Source organism: Ramlibacter lithotrophicus, assembly GCF_012184415.1.
GTDB classification, from domain to species: Bacteria; Pseudomonadota; Gammaproteobacteria; order Burkholderiales; family Burkholderiaceae_C; genus Ramlibacter; species Ramlibacter lithotrophicus.
The window spans coordinates 1-13,726 of record NZ_VTOX01000008.1; the positions used below are offsets into that span (position 1 = coordinate 1).

Sequence of the window (13,726 nt, forward strand, 5' to 3'; positions counted from 1 at the left end):
AGGCTGCCAGAATCGGCTGGAGATCAAATCGGCGCCCCGAGCGAGCATGACCGCGATGCAATTCCTGTTCGATCCAATCGCCCACTTCGCTGCGGCCGCGAAGGCGGTTTTTGCACAGCCTCGTTAGGCGGAACGGCGGACGGCTACACTCCCTAGCATGGAACTACCCCTTTGGCTAGTAATCATTCTCGGAATTGCCGCGGCCATCCTCGGGCTCTGGTTGGTCGTCAAAATCGAGGAGTTTAAAGAAGACTCGAGGCGCAAGTTCAAAGGGGAGATGGTACGGGCCATTCTTCATACGCAACCTTCATGGCAGCAGATGCTCGATATCGCCGAGACTTCGGATGTGAGCGTTACGACGACGTATCAGCTCGCGCGTGAATTGCTAAAGGACATCCTCACCGGGGCGGACAAAGAACTACAAAGCCATAGAGCATTGATCGAAGGGTACATCTCCACGCACAAGCGAACGGAGCCGTTTGAGGGGCTTCCCAACGAGATCCGCATTCACCTAGAGCGCCTGCGTGACCACTTGGATGGAAAGGATCACTTCCTTGAGCCACTGACGATCCAAATCCGGGAACTGGTCACGGTGTACAAGAAAGATTACAAGGCACAGAAACGCTATACGACCTGGGGATTCTTCATCGGAGTTGCTGGCGCCGTGTTTGCCGCTTATGCCTACTTCTATCCGGCCAGTACAACTCCGCCGCCATCTGTTCCAAATGCGCATGTGGCACCACGCTGAAGTGCTGCCTAACAGGTCGTTCGACGCGGACACGCACGGGCAAGGCGCCGCAAGCCGTGCGCGGGAGCATACGTCTCGCGGCACCTTGCCGGTGCGCGCCGGTCAACTCCGACGTTCGACCGCAAAGGCCGCCTCCCGTTGAGTTTGACCGACTGTAGTCCATAGGATACACTCTGCGCATGCGCGTGGAGATGACCGAGGTCTACCGAGATTGGATCAACTCCCTCAAGGACAGAGTCGGCCGCGCGCGAGTCCAGGTCCGAGTGGATCGGCTGGCTCATGGGAATCCTGGGCAACACCGAGTGCTGACGCATGGCGTGTGCGAGTTGAAGATCGATCTTGGTCCCGGGTATCGCGTCTACTACACCGAGCGTGCTGGAATTCTGATCATTCTTCTCGCCGGCGGAGACAAGTCGTCGCAGCAGCAGGACATAAAGACGGCAATCTCGTTGGCTAGAGGCCTGAAGGAGTAGTTATGCCAAAGGCAGCATCGAAAGCAAAGGCCCCTGCGCCCGCTTACACCAAGACGGTCGCGTATGACGTAGCGGAGCAACTTCGAACGCCAGCAGAAATGGCGGCGTACTTGGACGCATGGCTTGAAGAGGCCCCCGATGACGTTGCGGGTATTACTCGTGCACTTGGCGACATCGCGCGCGCGAAAGGCATGAGCCAGGTCGCGCGAGATGCTGGTCTAAGCCGAGAAAGCCTTTACAAGGCCCTGAGCGAGAACGGCAACCCCAGCTTTGCGACCGTTCTGAAGGTTGCGCGAGCCCTCGGCGTGAAGTTTCATGCGCAGCCCGCGTGAGTTGCTGTCGAACAGGTCGTTCGACTGGGACGTCCTATTGGCCGGCTCCGCCGGCGTACTGGACGCCGGTCATCTCCGACGTTGAGGCCGTGCAATAACTCCCCCGCGCATTCGCTGGCCGGCCACCGTTTCGGCACCGGCTGAGCGCTGAGCGGCCATCGGCGCGTTCAGTTTGCAGTTCCGCTGGCGGCAACGCATGATGCGCATCGTGAAGCAGACCCTTGACCGTCCTACACGCTCTTCCAGCAGGACGGCCAGGACGTGGCGGGAATGATGAATCCGACGTCGGAAGCTTCCGGGGGCGGGGCGTACTGGCACGCGTACATCGCCGTGGACGATGTCGAAGAATGCGCGAGGCGTGCGCCTGCGCTCGGCGGGCGCGTCCTGGTGCCTCCGCATGAGGTCCCCGAGTTCGGAAGGGTCTGCGCCATTGCCGATCCCACCGGCGCGGTGGCACACGTCGTGCAACCGCTCGGCCGATGACGCAGGGCCGCGATCGACCGGGGTTCAGGCCGCCGTGATCCAGCAGTGCAGCGACGTCAGCCAGCCCGGATGGCTTGCGCTCCGACAGCAACTGTGGCCGCATTGCGCGGCGAAGGAGCATCTCGCCGAAATGTCGGCGTTCTTGGCGGAGCCTGCCCGCTTCGCGCAGTTCGTCAAGTACGACGGGTCGGGCGTTGCGGTCGGTCTGGTTGAAGTGGCGATCCGCACCGACTACGTCAACGGCGCGGACACTTCGCCGGTCGCCTTTCTCGAAGGAATCTACGTCGTGCCTCGGGCGCGGCGTTCCGGCGTTGCCCGGGAGCTTGTCGCCGCCGCGGAACGCTGGGCCCTGGGCATGGGCTGCACGGAGCTTGCATCCGATGCTGCGATCGAGAACACTTCCAGCCACGCCATGCACGCCGCACTCGGTTTCGTCGAGACGGAGCGCGTGGTGTTCTTCAGGAAGGTACCCCGCTGACGCAGCGGGGCCGCCCAACCAGCCCCCCGCCGGAGGAGGACCCATGACCACCGAAGTAGAAGCCCTCGAGCAGTTCTTCGCCGCGATCAACCGCAACGACATGCAGGCCATCACCAGGCACTTCGATCCGCAGATCGTTCGCGTCGAGCCCGAGGGGTTTCCGACAGTCGGCACCTACCGCGGCATCGCGGCAGTGCAGGAGAACGTCAGGACCGGCCGTGGAACCTGGGCCGAGGGAACGTGCGAGCCCGAGAAGTTCCTGGTCCACGGAGACAAGGTCGTCGTGTACCTTCATGCCTGGGTGCGCCTGAAGAACGCGACCGAGTGGACGGGCGGACGATTCGCCGACGGCTTCATGTTCCGCGGCGGCAGGATCGTCGAGTACCGCACTTTTGCCGAGCGGGCGGAGGCGCTGCAGTGGGCTGGCATCGCGCTACCTGCGCCGTGAGAGCGGCGATGCAGCTCGTACGCCCAACCGAAGACCATCTTCCCAGCTACCTTGCCGCGCTCAAGGCCGGCTGGTCGCCCAACAACGAGCGCGGACTTGCCGCGTCACTGGAAGAGATCGCGCTCATCGAGGCCGACGCGGGCGCGTTCGTGCGTTCGCTCGACAACCGGGAAGGCCAGGGCTTGCCCGTCGCCATGCCCGATGGGTCGACCGTTCCCCGGCTGCCGGGGCTTCGGCTGTGGATGTGGGACGGCGAGTTCGCCGGGAGCATAGGCTTCCGGTGGCAGCACGGAACGACGGAACTGCCGCCGTACTGCCTTGGGCATATCGGCTATTCGGTCGTCCCATGGAAGCAGCGCCGCGGCTATGCGACGGCAGCCCTGCTTGGCATGCTGGACGAAGCGCGCCTGATGGGAATGCCGTACGTGGAGCTCACGGCCGACCCGGACAACATCGCATCGCAGAAGGTCATCCTGGCCGCCGGCGGCACGCTGCACGAGCGATTCATCAAGCCGCCGCAGTTCGGCAGCAAGCCATGCCTGCGCTTCCGCATCGCCTTGCGGTGAGGAGCGCATGCAACGGCGCACATGTCTGGGGGCAGCAAACGAACCGCAATGCCTGGGCCGGCCAGCCATCGGGCTCAGTCGTGCGCCGAGCCGCACGCCTCCAGGAAGACCAGCTTCACGGCGCGGGCGGCAAAGAAGCGTTCAAACCGACGCCGGGTCAACCGGTGCGTGCGCACGATCTTCCACTGATCATCCGCCCCAGCCGGCGGGAAGACAGCATTTGCCAAATCGACGGCAACGGTCGTAGCATCCATGTCGGACTACTTTCGTTTGAAGATCTGATCCCCACGCCAATGTCGACTCAGACACGTTGCGGCAAGGGGCGGCACGGCGCCGTTGGAAACCGTGCACCCGGCGGCTCTTGCCACAACGTGCCGGTCACCTTCACGTTCAATCGCATGAGAGCACTCGTGCTGGTCCTCGCTTCGTTGGTGCCGCTGTGCGCTGTCGCCCAGAAATTGCCGCGCGACGTCGCCCGTTACCTGGAGGACCGAAGGCTCTGCGATCACTTCCGGGGAGAGCCCACGGAAGGTAATCTGCCGGAACAAGTGGAACGCCGCAACTTCGTGAACGACAGCCTCGACATCTATTGCGCGGGAACCGATACGCGACTAGCAGCGCTGAAGCGGCGCTACGCGAAGGACAAGACCGTGATGAATGCGCTGAAGTCGTTGGACGAAAAGATCGAATGAGCCGCATGCGACCTGACTGGTCGTTCGGCACCGGCGCACAGGTGCTCCGTGCGCTGCCGCGTCCTCGAATCATGTGCGTCGGCCCTCAGGTCAGGCCGCCCGTGCAGGTCGCTCCTGGATCCGGCGCGGACGGAGGGAGTTGCACACATCGGAGATGCTCGCCCCTGCGCATGACCAGGGGGGGCGTAGGCCCGGAAGCGGTTCGACGCGGTTCAGTGCAGATCGTCGAGGAGGCGGCAGATGCTTAAGGTGGGGCTGATCATGCTGGCGGTCGCTGCGGTCTGCCTGCTCGGTTCGTACACACCCATATTTGGGCCGCTCTTCATCTTGCCTTTTGCGGACCTGGTGCTGATTGCGCTCGCGCTGATGATCTGTGCGGCGCTCCCGGTCAGGAACGCTGTGCGTGGTCTGCTGGTGGTCGCGCTGTGGATCGGAGGCAGCCTCGGTGTGGAATTGGCTCGTCTTCCTCAGCACCTGTCGGGCGCGGAGGGCCTGCTGCGTCCGCAGGTCGTCGTTCACAAGTCATTGAACCTGGCACGGGGCCAGCCTGTGGCATTGCACGGGGACACGAACCCGTTCCTCGCCGCGGCAGGCCCGGTGGTGTTTGTCACTGCTGAAACGCGATATGGCGCGCGCATCTCTCCCGGAAGAGCACTGATCAACGCTGCCGCGACGATCGATCTCGAGGATTTGCTTGCTGCGCGAGGACGTGAGCTGATCATCGGCCATTCGTTGTATCCCCGGCTTGTCGTGAAACGCACCAGCGCCGATGGTTGGAGCCGACTGAACATACGCGTCGAGGCGGCGCCAGGACAACTGGCGGGAGAGTTTCATCGCACGTTCCCCCTGCCGCGTCCCTTTCCTGGCGTGGCCATCGGTGACAAGCTTGGGCTGAGCATCTTCCATGACAACATGCTGCGGCGACTGCTCGGATGGAATACCCCCGTCTACCTTCATCACGAGCTCACCCGCTTTCTCGATGAGGCCTTGGGTCTCGGGACGTTGAACACGGCTGAGGGAGCGTCGCCGACACTTGCCTTCCGGCTTGAGAGGGAGTCGTTGAAGCCGATCGCTGCATCGACGTACCTGTCGGCCGTACTCGAGAGCCGCAGGCGCGGCATCAAGATCGATCGTGAGGCCAACAGGATCGAGGCCTGCGGCATGGTCATCTCGAACATGGAGTTCGGGGACCACGGCGGGCGGACCTATGCCGCCGTCATCGCCGCCGAAAGCGGGGCGGATCCGGTCGTGCTGGGCCACGTGACCCCGGACAACGCGGCCTTCGACTACTACTGCGACGAGGGGGCAGGCCGGCTTCTGACATTCATTGCCACCGGTAGCCCGGATAGACCTGTGCTCAAGGTGTCAACCTATTCCCAACAAGGCGTGTTGCTCGGGGTGCAGCGTTTCGGGATGCCATTTTGGCTGCACCGGACGTCGGTTGTCACCCGCGGGTCCTGGCAACGGCTCGGCGAATCGAAGTATCGATTCTCGGTGTCGTCTCCCCTGCTCCTTCAAGTCGCCCCGCACGAAGTAGCAGACAAGACGCACTACCGCTATCTGGAGTTTGCAAGTACCCCGAGCAGTGGGTCCTGACGATGGCATCAATGCGCAGACCGGATGCGGGAGCACTCTCGAAGGCAGCGCGGGGAATCACCGGGATCGCTCCGAAACATGAGCGGAGCAGCGCCGAGCCGCAGCCAGACCGACTGATGCATGACTATTACGCAGCACGGGCGCCCGAGTACGACCGCGTCTATCTCAAGCCGGAGCGGCAGGCCGACCTGGATGCCATCCGCAGATGGCTGCCGCCCCGGTTCGCGGGCAGGTCCGTCCTCGAAGTCGCATGCGGCACGGGCTACTGGACCCGGTACCTGGCGCCCGTGGCTTCGGGCATGCTGGCCGTCGATGCCTCTCCCGAGACGCTGCAGATCGCGCGGACGCGCGTTGCACCAGGGGACGTCGAATTCGTGGTTGGCGATGCCTACCGGTTGCCGGCCGCCGCTCACGGCTTCCAATCCGCTTTCGCCGGGTTCTGGTTCTCCCACATTCCCAAGGACCGGGTCCGCGAGTTTCTGACCCATCTGCACCGGGCGCTGGTGCCAGGCGCCAAAGTCGTGTTCCTCGACAACCGGTTCGTCGAGTGCAGCAGCACGCCCATTTCCGGGCGCGACGCACAGGGCAATACGTATCAGATGCGGCATCTTGCCGATGGATCGACTCATCGCGTGCTGAAGAATTTCCCGTCCCATCTGGAGTTGAGTGAGGCGATCGGGGGAATCGGCACGGACTTCGAGTTCCACCAGTGGCAGTACTTCTGGGCGATCGAATATGCCGTTGCGACGTAAGGCGCGATGGCCTTCATCACCGGGCCGCTGACGTGCGAAACCAACTCCTGTTGTCCGTTGCCCTCCTGGTCGCCGCGGCGCTCGTGTGGCTCCTCGGCTGGAGATCCAGCGCCGGCCTCGGCCTGGCCGTTGCCGTCGTGCTCACGTCGCCCCTCGTCGCCGTGGCGCTGGCGCCGCTCGTCGCGTCGTTCCTCGGCGCTTCGTTCCGGGCAGTGAAGGAAGTCGCCTGTCGCGACATCCAGGGCAATTACTTCGCGTACAAGGGACACCGCGTCAGGATCCAGGAGGACCTGTCCGGAACTCGCTGGGTCCGGTTGCGCGATATCCGGGATTTGGTCCCCGACTTCCCGAGAGAGCAGGTCCTGGTGCGAATCGCGCCGGACGCGATCGCGCGGCCGGAAGGCGAGCGCGAACTGTATTTTCAGGCGAGCTCGCTGGATGGCTACCTGGCGCGCAGCCGGTCCGACGCGACGATCCGGTTCCGGATCTGGCTGCAGCGCGAAGTGCTCGCGCCCGCGGAGCGGGCTTCCCGGCGCGCGGCCACCCATGCGGCCGTGCACGAGCCAGCGGTTCTCCCTGCGGCGCCGACGGCCGCCGCGCGCGAACGGTCAGGCTGCCCATGACGACACGGCGCAAGGCAATCCTGTGGCTTGGCCTGCGCCTGTCGTTACCGGGCGCCGCCTACGCGAGCCTGGGCTTCGTCTAATTCCGCTTTTTCGAAAGCTTCTGGTGCAGCTGCGGCACCAGCATCAGCGCCGCCGAGCCGTAGTACTGGTGGTACTCGGCCACCATCTCGCCTTTCGCCAGCACGGGGTCGCTCGCCGCGAGCTGCCTGGCTTCGTCGATGTCCTTGACGGCAAACACGAACAGGCCGCGCCAGCCGTCCACGCCGTCGAACGGGCCCGCCAGCACCAGCTTCCCCTCGTCCGACAGCCGCTTCATGTTGGCAAAGTGCCCGCGGAACATCTCGTCCCGCTCGGGGCCGTCCGGCACCCGTGACGGTCCGGTCTTCAGCACGACCAGCACGTAGCCGCGCATGCCCCGCTCGTCGGCGCCCGCCCGTGCCGCCAGCTCGGCGTCGTAGGGCGGCGCCGGTTGCTGCGCCGCCGCAGGCGCGATGGCCAGGGCCAGGGTCGTCGCCAGCGCGCAAGACAGCTTGTTCATGATGACTCTCCCTGGGTCGAAGTGCGGATCCTACGCGCGGCGCGGTGTTAAGAATCCGGTAAGTCCCCGTGCGGATGCTTCCCCTCAGGGTGGGCACATTGCTCGCCCGTCTGCAAAGGAACCGTCCCATGAACCGTCTTGTCCTCGCCATTCCCGCCGTCGCGCTGTCGCTTTCCGCGATGGCCGAAGTGCAACCCCTGGAGATCCAGGCGCCGCAGGCGCAGCTGACGATGGCGCAGGCCGTCGTGATCGCCGAGTCCATGGGCAACGGACGCGCCGTTCGCGCGCGCCTGGACGATCGCTCGGCGCTACCGGTGTACAAGGTCACCGTGAAGTCGCGCGGCGAAGCGCCGCTGAAGCTCGAGGTGGCAGCGCGCGGCGGGCGCATCGTGGCCAGCGAGCGCCAGGACCACGACGACTGAGCCTTCGGTGATGGTAGATTGACCATGCTCGCCGCCTCGGCAAAGGTTTGCCGGCAACGCAGCGAGCCGCAACGGTGCGGCAGGACGTAACCCCTCCGGAAAGCAGCATGGCCATCGAGATACCGAAGGAAGCGCGCAAGGAGGCCATCGCCTCGATCGAGCGGTACTTCAGGGAGAACATGGAAGAGCCGATCGGCAACATCGCCGCCGGCGGGCTCCTGTCGTTCTTCCTGGAGGAGATCGGGCCGCTGGTCTACAACCGGGCGGTGGCCGAGGCGCAGGAGCGGCTGCAGGCGCGGGTGATGGAGCTCGACATCGAGCTGCACGAGGACGAGTTCCAGTACTGGCGCAAGTTCGAGCGCCAGCGCAAGCCGGGGTAGGTGCGCGGCGCATGACCGACTCCCCGCTCGGCAAGCCGTACGACTACGCGGTCTCGCGCCTCGCGGCGGCCGGCGGCGACCTGGAGGCGCTGCCGCTGCCGCTGCAGACACTGCTGCTGGTCGAGATGGCCCAGGCCATGATCGACAGCGGCGGCCTCGAATACTTCTTCGAAACCGACTTTCCGAACAATCCCGCGTACGAGGTGTTCGTGCAGGCCTACCGCCGCATCGGCGCGGAATCGGCCGCGGCCTGCATCGAGGCGTCGGCGCTGATGTTCCCGTTCGGCGAGCCGCATTTCTTCGAGGAACTGCGCCAGGTATGGCTGGAGAAGATGCGCGTCGACCCGCGGTTCGCCAGCCTCGGCGAGCGCATCACGGGCGATGCGTCGGTGTGGGAGAAACTGTCGCAGTACGTGCAGCGCCACATCGATGCGTTCGGCGCGTGAGACGCCCGGCATGAAACCACTCGCCAACGATACGGAGGCATGCGGATGAAACCCGTCAGGTACTACTGGGAAGACTTCACGCCGGGCTGGCGCTACGAATCGCCGCCGCGGACGCTGACGGCGCAGGACATCACGACCTTCGCCCGCGAATACGACACGCAGTCGTACCACACCGACGAAGAGGCCGCGAAGTCGTCGCCCTTCGGCGGCCTGATCGCCAGCGGCTGGCAGACCTGCGCCGTGGCGATGCGGCTGATGTGCGACGGCTACCTGCTGGAGACCTCCTGCATCGGATCGCCCGGGCTGGACGAATTGCGCTGGCTCAAGCCGGTGCGGCCGGGCGACGCGCTGCGGCTGCATTCGGTCGTGCTGGAACAGGCTCCGTCGCAGAAAGACCCGGCCCGCGGCACGGTCAAGTTCCGCTGGGACGTGTTGAACCAGCACGGCGAAGTGGTGTGCTCGATGACGGGGCGGCAGCATTACCGCCGCCGCTCGCCGGCGACGGCCGACAGCTAGGCAAGCCGCTGGCCGAGGGGCGTGAAACGCCGGCCGGCCGTGTGCGTCAGTGCAGGGCGAGCGGAACCGGGATGGTCGCCGGCAGCGGCGGGATGTACCGGGGCGCGGCTGCGGACGTTGCGAGATGGATCGGCGATGCGCTGGCCGCGCTGTCGCACGCCACCTGCTGCGGCACGCAACCCAGGATGGCCTGGCGGTGCTTGCGCGCCTTCGCGACGTAGCGGCACAGGTCGGCGTAGACCTGCGCCACCGAGTCCTGCGGGCCCACCGGATGGACCATGACGTCTGGCACGACCAGGATCTCGTCGCGGCCGAACCCGAGTTCGATCGTGCAGGGCTTGCCGAATCGCGCCTGGAGGGCGGCGATGGCCGCTCCGGCGCCGCCGCCCGCCGTCAGCAGTGCGAACGTGTCGGCGGCGGTTCGAACGACCAGACCCTGCCCGGCGGCAACCCGCGTGAGTCCGGACTGGATGGCCTGCAGGACCCGGTCGACGCCGGGACGGCCGAAGACGAGTTCGAGTTCCGGCAGGTCGTCGACCTGCATCACGGCCAGGGCTGGCGTCCGGCCAAGGGCGCGCGCCGCCTCCAGCAGTTTCTCGCCGCCGGTGTGCAACAGCGCCAGGTCCGGCTGCGCCATGGCGGGAGCCTCCAGGTCGAGGCCGGCCACTTGTTGGGGTGCGTCGGGGACCGCGCGGCGCCGCGCTCTCGCAGGCTCGCAGGAGGCGGGGGCCCTGGGGCTGAACCGGCTCTTGTGGCCTCGCACGATGCACCAGAGATCGCGGATGGTGGTCATTGCAACGGACTTCCTGCGAACGTGAACATCTTCTTACCTGTTGCAATTAACGCATTCAGATACAAGCGCGCCCTCCGGGAGTTCCTTAGCGGCCTTAGGCGCTTCGCCTAAGCCGGCCCGGCGCCTCGGGGGCCGGCCGGCGTCAGAACCGCATCTCCATGTCCTGCGCCATGAGCCAGAAGTTCGCCGCCGTCACCAGCGCGAAGAACGCCAGCAGCGGCAGCAACCTGAGGCGGGTAGCGACGCCGCCGCTGGCGGGCAGCAGGCGGCGCGCCTGGTAGCGGGCGATCTGCACCGCCAGCCAGAAACCCAGCACCATCAGGCCGGCCTGGATCGTGAACGTCACGTTCTCGGGCATCACCACGGCCATCATCAGGTCGTGGCGTTCGGTGCTGGTCAGGGGCCTGGCGCCGAGGCCGAACGGGTTGGCGATCACGCGCAGCACGTCGCCGCCTTCGCGCAGCAGGTGGTCCATGTTGTGCGCGAGGTGATAGGCGAAAGCGAGCGGCAGGGCGGTGAAGGCGAAGCCGCCGAACAGCTTGCGGTAGGACGCGGCGCCTTGCCCGCCGACGTTGGCCAGCGCGATCATGGCCCCGTACAACGCGACCGGCAGCGCGGACGAAGCGACCATGCCGGCCGCGAAGCTCAGGAACAGGTGTCCCGTTTCGCCGATGGCGGTGCCCATCGTCACCACCCACTCCGACCACTGCGGGATCATCGTGATGCCGTGGAAGCTGGTGATTCCCAGCAGCGCCAGCATGAACCAGGCGGCGTCCCAGCCAGGCGTGCCGGTTTTCCTGGCCTCGGTGTCCAGTGTGCGCAGCCGCCAGGACACGTTCTTCTCGGGGCAGCTCAGCACGCAGTTGCCGCACGACAGGCAGAAGGTGTTCTCGCTGAAGCGGCCGACCACCAGGCGGCTGGGGCAGGGCTCGATGGTCTCCGAGCCGTGGTAGCACTCCATGGTCTTGCAGCCGTCGCAGGTGGACTGGGCGATGGGGCGCACGGCGATCGGCGACAGCCGCGAATAGAAACCTACGGTGCGGCCGACGGGGCAGGCGTAGCGGCAGAAGGCCTTGCGCTCGAACACCAGCAGGAACACGACCGACAGCACCAGCATGACGATGCCGAGCGCCGCCGTCAGCAGTGGCTTGCCGGTGACGCCGGCGCCCAGCTCCAGCCAGCTCAGGCCCATGAACATCAGCAGCGCGATCCACACGTTCTGCAGGGCGCGCGGCACCTTCAGGTTCAGGCCCGGGTGCGGCGTGACCCGCTTCCACCAGCTGCGGCGCACGATCCAGTTGGCCAGCGTGTCCCAGGGGCAGACGGCGCACCAGGCCGAGCCGATGAAGAACACCGCGACGATCACCAGCGGCCACCAGATGTTCCACACGAAGGCGGTGGCGATGTTGTGCTCGGGATGGACGGTGCCGAAGAAGCCTGCCGCGATCACCACCAGGAAAACGCTCACGGAGGCCAGGCGCGCCGCGAGCAGCGGATAAGGACTGCCGTTCAGGAAGCGAACGAGGCGGCCGACGAGCGGCATGCGCGCGAGATTCCAGCTGCGCGGCGGCGCGTCGCTGGCCGGGCGGGCCAGCAGCGACCACAACGCGATGAGGGCCATCACGATGGCGGCGGCCTGGATCCATTCGCCGGGCAGGCCGGGATGGATCATCACGTTTTCGGCGTCCGCGCCGGCTTCGTCGGCGCTCGCTGCGGCCGGCGCGGGGGTGCCCTGGTCCGGCGGGACGTCGGCTGCCGGACCGGCGGCCTGCTCCGCGGGCGCGGCGATCGTCGGCACGCCGTGTTCGTTGGTTCCGTGCGCGGTCGCCGGTCCCCACCAGGCCGCCGCCACGGACAGTACGCACGCGAGAATGATTCGCTTGGGCATCGCTCTTCGCGGCCGCGCGGGACCGCGCCAGTGTTCGTGGCTCAGGCAATGCAAGTTCCGGGCCGCCGGCGCAAAGGGCGCAAGCGGGGGCAAACGCCACCGGTGCGTGAGCAATGCACGCCCGCGCGTCTCAATCCCGGAAAAGGCGCCCCCGCCGGCCACCACATACGGGAAGCCGGCAGCCGCACGCCGGCGGGAGCGCGTCGTGGCTCTGGCACACTGGCGCCTCCTCGTTGCACGGAGCGCGCCGACTTGACAGCCACCCCGCCCGTCGCCAGCCCTGACGCGCACGCCGCGACGCCGGCGCAACCGGTCCGGGGCACGCCGCTGGAGGTGCTGCTCGCCTTCCTGCGCCTCGGGCTGACCTCGTTCGGCGGACCCGTGGCCCACCTCGGCTACTTCCGCACCGAGTTCGTCGAGCGCCGGCGCTGGCTGGACGACCGCAGTTATTCCGACCTGGTCGCCCTGTGCCAGTTCCTGCCCGGGCCGGCCAGCAGCCAGGTCGGGATGGCGCTGGGCCTGTCGCGGGCGGGCTGGGCCGGCGCGCCGATGGCGTGGCTGGGTTTCACGCTGCCTTCCGCCTTCGTGCTGATCGCCTTTGCGTACGGCATCGCGCGCTGGGGCGGCCTCGCCGCATCGGGCGCCGTGCAGGGATTGAAGGTGGCCGCCGTCGCCGTCGTGGCGCAGGCCGTGTGGGGCATGGCCAAGTCGCTGTGCCCGGACCGCGCGCGCGCCGGGCTGGCGATCTTCGCCGCGCTGCTCACCTTGGCGCTGCCGTCGGCGATCGGGCAGGTCGGCGCGATCCTCGCCTGCGGGCTGGTCGGCTGGCGGCTGGTCCGGGTGCCGCACCAGCAGCCGATGGCCCATGCCGGGTATCGCGTCCCGCGCGGCGCCGGCGTGGCCGCACTGACGCTGCTGCTGGTACTGCTGGCAGGCCTGCCCGTCATCGCCACTGCGACCGGCTCGGCGCTGTGGGCGCTGGTCGACGGCTTCTACCGCGCCGGCGCGCTGGTCTTCGGCGGCGGCCACGTCGTGCTGCCGCTGTTGCAGGCGACGGTGGTGCCGGGCGGCGCGGTGAGCAATGCCGACTTCCTGGCGGGATACGGTGCGGCGCAGGCCGTGCCTGGCCCGCTCTTCACGTTCGCCGCCTACCTCGGCACCGTGGCGGACAGCCCGCTGCAAGGCTGGACCGGCGGCCTGGTGTTCCTGGTGGTGATCTTCGTGCCGGCCTTCCTGCTGCTGGTGGCCGCCTTGCCGTTCTGGGACGAGCTGCGCCAGCGCGACGCGGTGCAGTCGGCAATGGCCGGCGTCAACGCCGGGGTGGTCGGCATCCTGCTGTCGGCGCTGTACGACCCGGTGTGGACCAGCGCGATCCATGGCCGCGCGGAATTCGGCATCGCGCTGGCAGCGTTCGGGCTGCTGGTGTACGCGCGGCTGTCCCCGGTGTTCGTGGTGGCGCTGTCGGCCGCGGCGGGGTGGGCGCTGCTCGGATAACAACGCGCGTTCCGCGCCCGCCCGAAACGCTGCGTGGCTGCTGCGGCGCTGTCTG

The 13,726-nt window shown here is 66.8% G+C and carries 18 protein-coding genes and 1 pseudogene; 16 read left to right on the forward strand and 3 right to left on the reverse strand.

Annotated features, from left to right (window positions below):
• Positions 1 to 157: 157 nt before the first annotated feature.
• From RAMLITH_RS18795 to RAMLITH_RS18845, 11 genes and pseudogenes are all read left to right on the forward strand, one after another.
• Positions 158 to 748: a hypothetical protein gene (locus RAMLITH_RS18795; protein ID WP_168108988.1), complete on the forward strand. Its 591-nt coding sequence runs from the start codon at positions 158 to 160 to the stop codon at positions 746 to 748.
• Positions 749 to 927: 179 nt separating this feature from the next.
• Positions 928 to 1,221: a type II toxin-antitoxin system RelE/ParE family toxin gene (locus RAMLITH_RS18800; protein ID WP_168108989.1), complete on the forward strand. Its 294-nt coding sequence runs from the start codon at positions 928 to 930 to the stop codon at positions 1,219 to 1,221.
• Positions 1,222 to 1,223: 2 nt separating this feature from the next.
• Complete coding sequence (locus RAMLITH_RS18805; RefSeq protein ID WP_168108990.1) at positions 1,224 to 1,553, forward strand: addiction module antidote protein; 330 nt, start codon at positions 1,224 to 1,226, stop codon at positions 1,551 to 1,553.
• A gap of 240 nt (positions 1,554 to 1,793) precedes the next feature.
• A pseudogene (locus RAMLITH_RS26125) lies at positions 1,794 to 2,036 on the forward strand (VOC family protein); the annotation flags it as partial.
• 34 nt (positions 2,037 to 2,070) lie between these two features.
• Positions 2,071 to 2,514 (forward strand): aminoglycoside 6'-N-acetyltransferase, encoded by a 444-nt coding sequence (gene aac(6') / locus RAMLITH_RS18815; RefSeq protein ID WP_337786180.1) that lies wholly within the window; start codon positions 2,071 to 2,073, stop codon positions 2,512 to 2,514.
• Between the two features lie 43 nt (positions 2,515 to 2,557).
• Complete coding sequence (locus RAMLITH_RS18820; protein WP_168108993.1) at positions 2,558 to 2,962, forward strand: nuclear transport factor 2 family protein; 405 nt, start codon at positions 2,558 to 2,560, stop codon at positions 2,960 to 2,962.
• 8 nt (positions 2,963 to 2,970) lie between these two features.
• Positions 2,971 to 3,528, forward strand: coding sequence for a GNAT family N-acetyltransferase (locus RAMLITH_RS18825; protein WP_168108994.1), 558 nt, complete (start codon positions 2,971 to 2,973; stop codon positions 3,526 to 3,528).
• The gene (locus tag RAMLITH_RS18830) at positions 3,498 to 4,220 is read left to right on the forward strand and encodes a hypothetical protein (protein WP_168108995.1); all 723 of its coding nucleotides are present in this window, start codon (positions 3,498 to 3,500) and stop codon (positions 4,218 to 4,220) included. The genes RAMLITH_RS18825 and RAMLITH_RS18830 overlap by 31 nt, the downstream gene beginning before the upstream one ends.
• A gap of 240 nt (positions 4,221 to 4,460) precedes the next feature.
• Positions 4,461 to 5,816, forward strand: a complete 1,356-nt coding sequence (locus RAMLITH_RS18835) for a hypothetical protein (protein ID WP_168108996.1) — start codon at positions 4,461 to 4,463, stop codon at positions 5,814 to 5,816.
• 116 nt (positions 5,817 to 5,932) lie between these two features.
• On the forward strand, positions 5,933 to 6,568 hold the full coding sequence (locus RAMLITH_RS18840) for a class I SAM-dependent methyltransferase (RefSeq protein WP_168108997.1): 636 nt from the start codon (positions 5,933 to 5,935) through the stop codon (positions 6,566 to 6,568).
• Between the two features lie 50 nt (positions 6,569 to 6,618).
• On the forward strand, positions 6,619 to 7,191 hold the full coding sequence (locus RAMLITH_RS18845; protein WP_168108998.1) for a hypothetical protein: 573 nt from the start codon (positions 6,619 to 6,621) through the stop codon (positions 7,189 to 7,191).
• Between the two features lie 79 nt (positions 7,192 to 7,270).
• On the opposite strand, the gene RAMLITH_RS18850 is transcribed toward RAMLITH_RS18845, so the two are convergent.
• The gene (locus RAMLITH_RS18850) at positions 7,271 to 7,732 is read right to left on the reverse strand and encodes a YciI family protein (RefSeq protein ID WP_168108999.1); all 462 of its coding nucleotides are present in this window, start codon (positions 7,730 to 7,732) and stop codon (positions 7,271 to 7,273) included.
• Between the two features lie 128 nt (positions 7,733 to 7,860).
• On the opposite strand from RAMLITH_RS18850, the gene RAMLITH_RS18855 reads away from it, so the two are divergent.
• The 4 genes from RAMLITH_RS18855 to RAMLITH_RS18870 all read left to right on the forward strand — a co-directional run bounded on the left by RAMLITH_RS18855 (position 7,861) and on the right by RAMLITH_RS18870 (position 9,496).
• Entirely contained in the window at positions 7,861 to 8,154 is a 294-nt protein-coding gene (locus tag RAMLITH_RS18855) for a PepSY domain-containing protein (protein ID WP_168109000.1), read from the forward strand.
• Between the two features lie 107 nt (positions 8,155 to 8,261).
• Positions 8,262 to 8,534, forward strand: coding sequence for a DUF2164 domain-containing protein (locus RAMLITH_RS18860; RefSeq protein WP_168109001.1), 273 nt, complete (start codon positions 8,262 to 8,264; stop codon positions 8,532 to 8,534).
• 11 nt (positions 8,535 to 8,545) lie between these two features.
• Positions 8,546 to 8,980: a DMP19 family protein gene (locus RAMLITH_RS18865; protein WP_168109002.1), complete on the forward strand. Its 435-nt coding sequence runs from the start codon at positions 8,546 to 8,548 to the stop codon at positions 8,978 to 8,980.
• 45 nt (positions 8,981 to 9,025) lie between these two features.
• Positions 9,026 to 9,496, forward strand: a complete 471-nt coding sequence (locus tag RAMLITH_RS18870; protein ID WP_168109003.1) for a MaoC family dehydratase — start codon at positions 9,026 to 9,028, stop codon at positions 9,494 to 9,496.
• A gap of 46 nt (positions 9,497 to 9,542) precedes the next feature.
• Here RAMLITH_RS18870 and RAMLITH_RS18875 read toward each other — a convergent pair whose 3' ends face one another.
• Complete coding sequence (locus tag RAMLITH_RS18875) at positions 9,543 to 10,289, reverse strand: hypothetical protein (protein ID WP_168109004.1); 747 nt, start codon at positions 10,287 to 10,289, stop codon at positions 9,543 to 9,545.
• A 142-nt stretch (positions 10,290 to 10,431) separates the two neighbouring features.
• Positions 10,432 to 12,177 (reverse strand): 4Fe-4S binding protein, encoded by a 1,746-nt coding sequence (locus RAMLITH_RS18880; protein WP_168109005.1) that lies wholly within the window; start codon positions 12,175 to 12,177, stop codon positions 10,432 to 10,434.
• A gap of 252 nt (positions 12,178 to 12,429) precedes the next feature.
• Between RAMLITH_RS18880 and chrA the strand changes: the two genes are divergently transcribed.
• Positions 12,430 to 13,671, forward strand: coding sequence for a chromate efflux transporter (gene chrA, locus RAMLITH_RS18885; RefSeq protein ID WP_420376926.1), 1,242 nt, complete (start codon positions 12,430 to 12,432; stop codon positions 13,669 to 13,671).
• Positions 13,672 to 13,726: the final 55 nt, after the last annotated feature.

Coding starts and splice junctions, on each gene's coding strand:
- RAMLITH_RS18880 (WP_168109005.1), bottom strand. CDS start 12,177: ATGCCCAAGCGAATCATTCTCGCGTGCGTACTGTCCGTGGCGGCGGCC.
- RAMLITH_RS18800 (WP_168108989.1), top strand. CDS start 928: ATGCGCGTGGAGATGACCGAGGTCTACCGAGATTGGATCAACTCCCTC.
- RAMLITH_RS18855 (WP_168109000.1), top strand. CDS start 7,861: ATGAACCGTCTTGTCCTCGCCATTCCCGCCGTCGCGCTGTCGCTTTCC.
- RAMLITH_RS18860 (WP_168109001.1), top strand. CDS start 8,262: ATGGCCATCGAGATACCGAAGGAAGCGCGCAAGGAGGCCATCGCCTCG.
- RAMLITH_RS18795 (WP_168108988.1), top strand. CDS start 158: ATGGAACTACCCCTTTGGCTAGTAATCATTCTCGGAATTGCCGCGGCC.
- RAMLITH_RS18825 (WP_168108994.1), top strand. CDS start 2,971: ATGCAGCTCGTACGCCCAACCGAAGACCATCTTCCCAGCTACCTTGCC.
- RAMLITH_RS18805 (WP_168108990.1), top strand. CDS start 1,224: ATGCCAAAGGCAGCATCGAAAGCAAAGGCCCCTGCGCCCGCTTACACC.
- RAMLITH_RS18840 (WP_168108997.1), top strand. CDS start 5,933: ATGCATGACTATTACGCAGCACGGGCGCCCGAGTACGACCGCGTCTAT.
- RAMLITH_RS18865 (WP_168109002.1), top strand. CDS start 8,546: ATGACCGACTCCCCGCTCGGCAAGCCGTACGACTACGCGGTCTCGCGC.
- RAMLITH_RS18870 (WP_168109003.1), top strand. CDS start 9,026: ATGAAACCCGTCAGGTACTACTGGGAAGACTTCACGCCGGGCTGGCGC.
- RAMLITH_RS18830 (WP_168108995.1), top strand. CDS start 3,498: ATGCCTGCGCTTCCGCATCGCCTTGCGGTGAGGAGCGCATGCAACGGC.
- RAMLITH_RS18850 (WP_168108999.1), bottom strand. CDS start 7,732: ATGAACAAGCTGTCTTGCGCGCTGGCGACGACCCTGGCCCTGGCCATC.
- RAMLITH_RS18820 (WP_168108993.1), top strand. CDS start 2,558: ATGACCACCGAAGTAGAAGCCCTCGAGCAGTTCTTCGCCGCGATCAAC.
- RAMLITH_RS18875 (WP_168109004.1), bottom strand. CDS start 10,289: ATGACCACCATCCGCGATCTCTGGTGCATCGTGCGAGGCCACAAGAGC.
- RAMLITH_RS18835 (WP_168108996.1), top strand. CDS start 4,461: ATGCTTAAGGTGGGGCTGATCATGCTGGCGGTCGCTGCGGTCTGCCTG.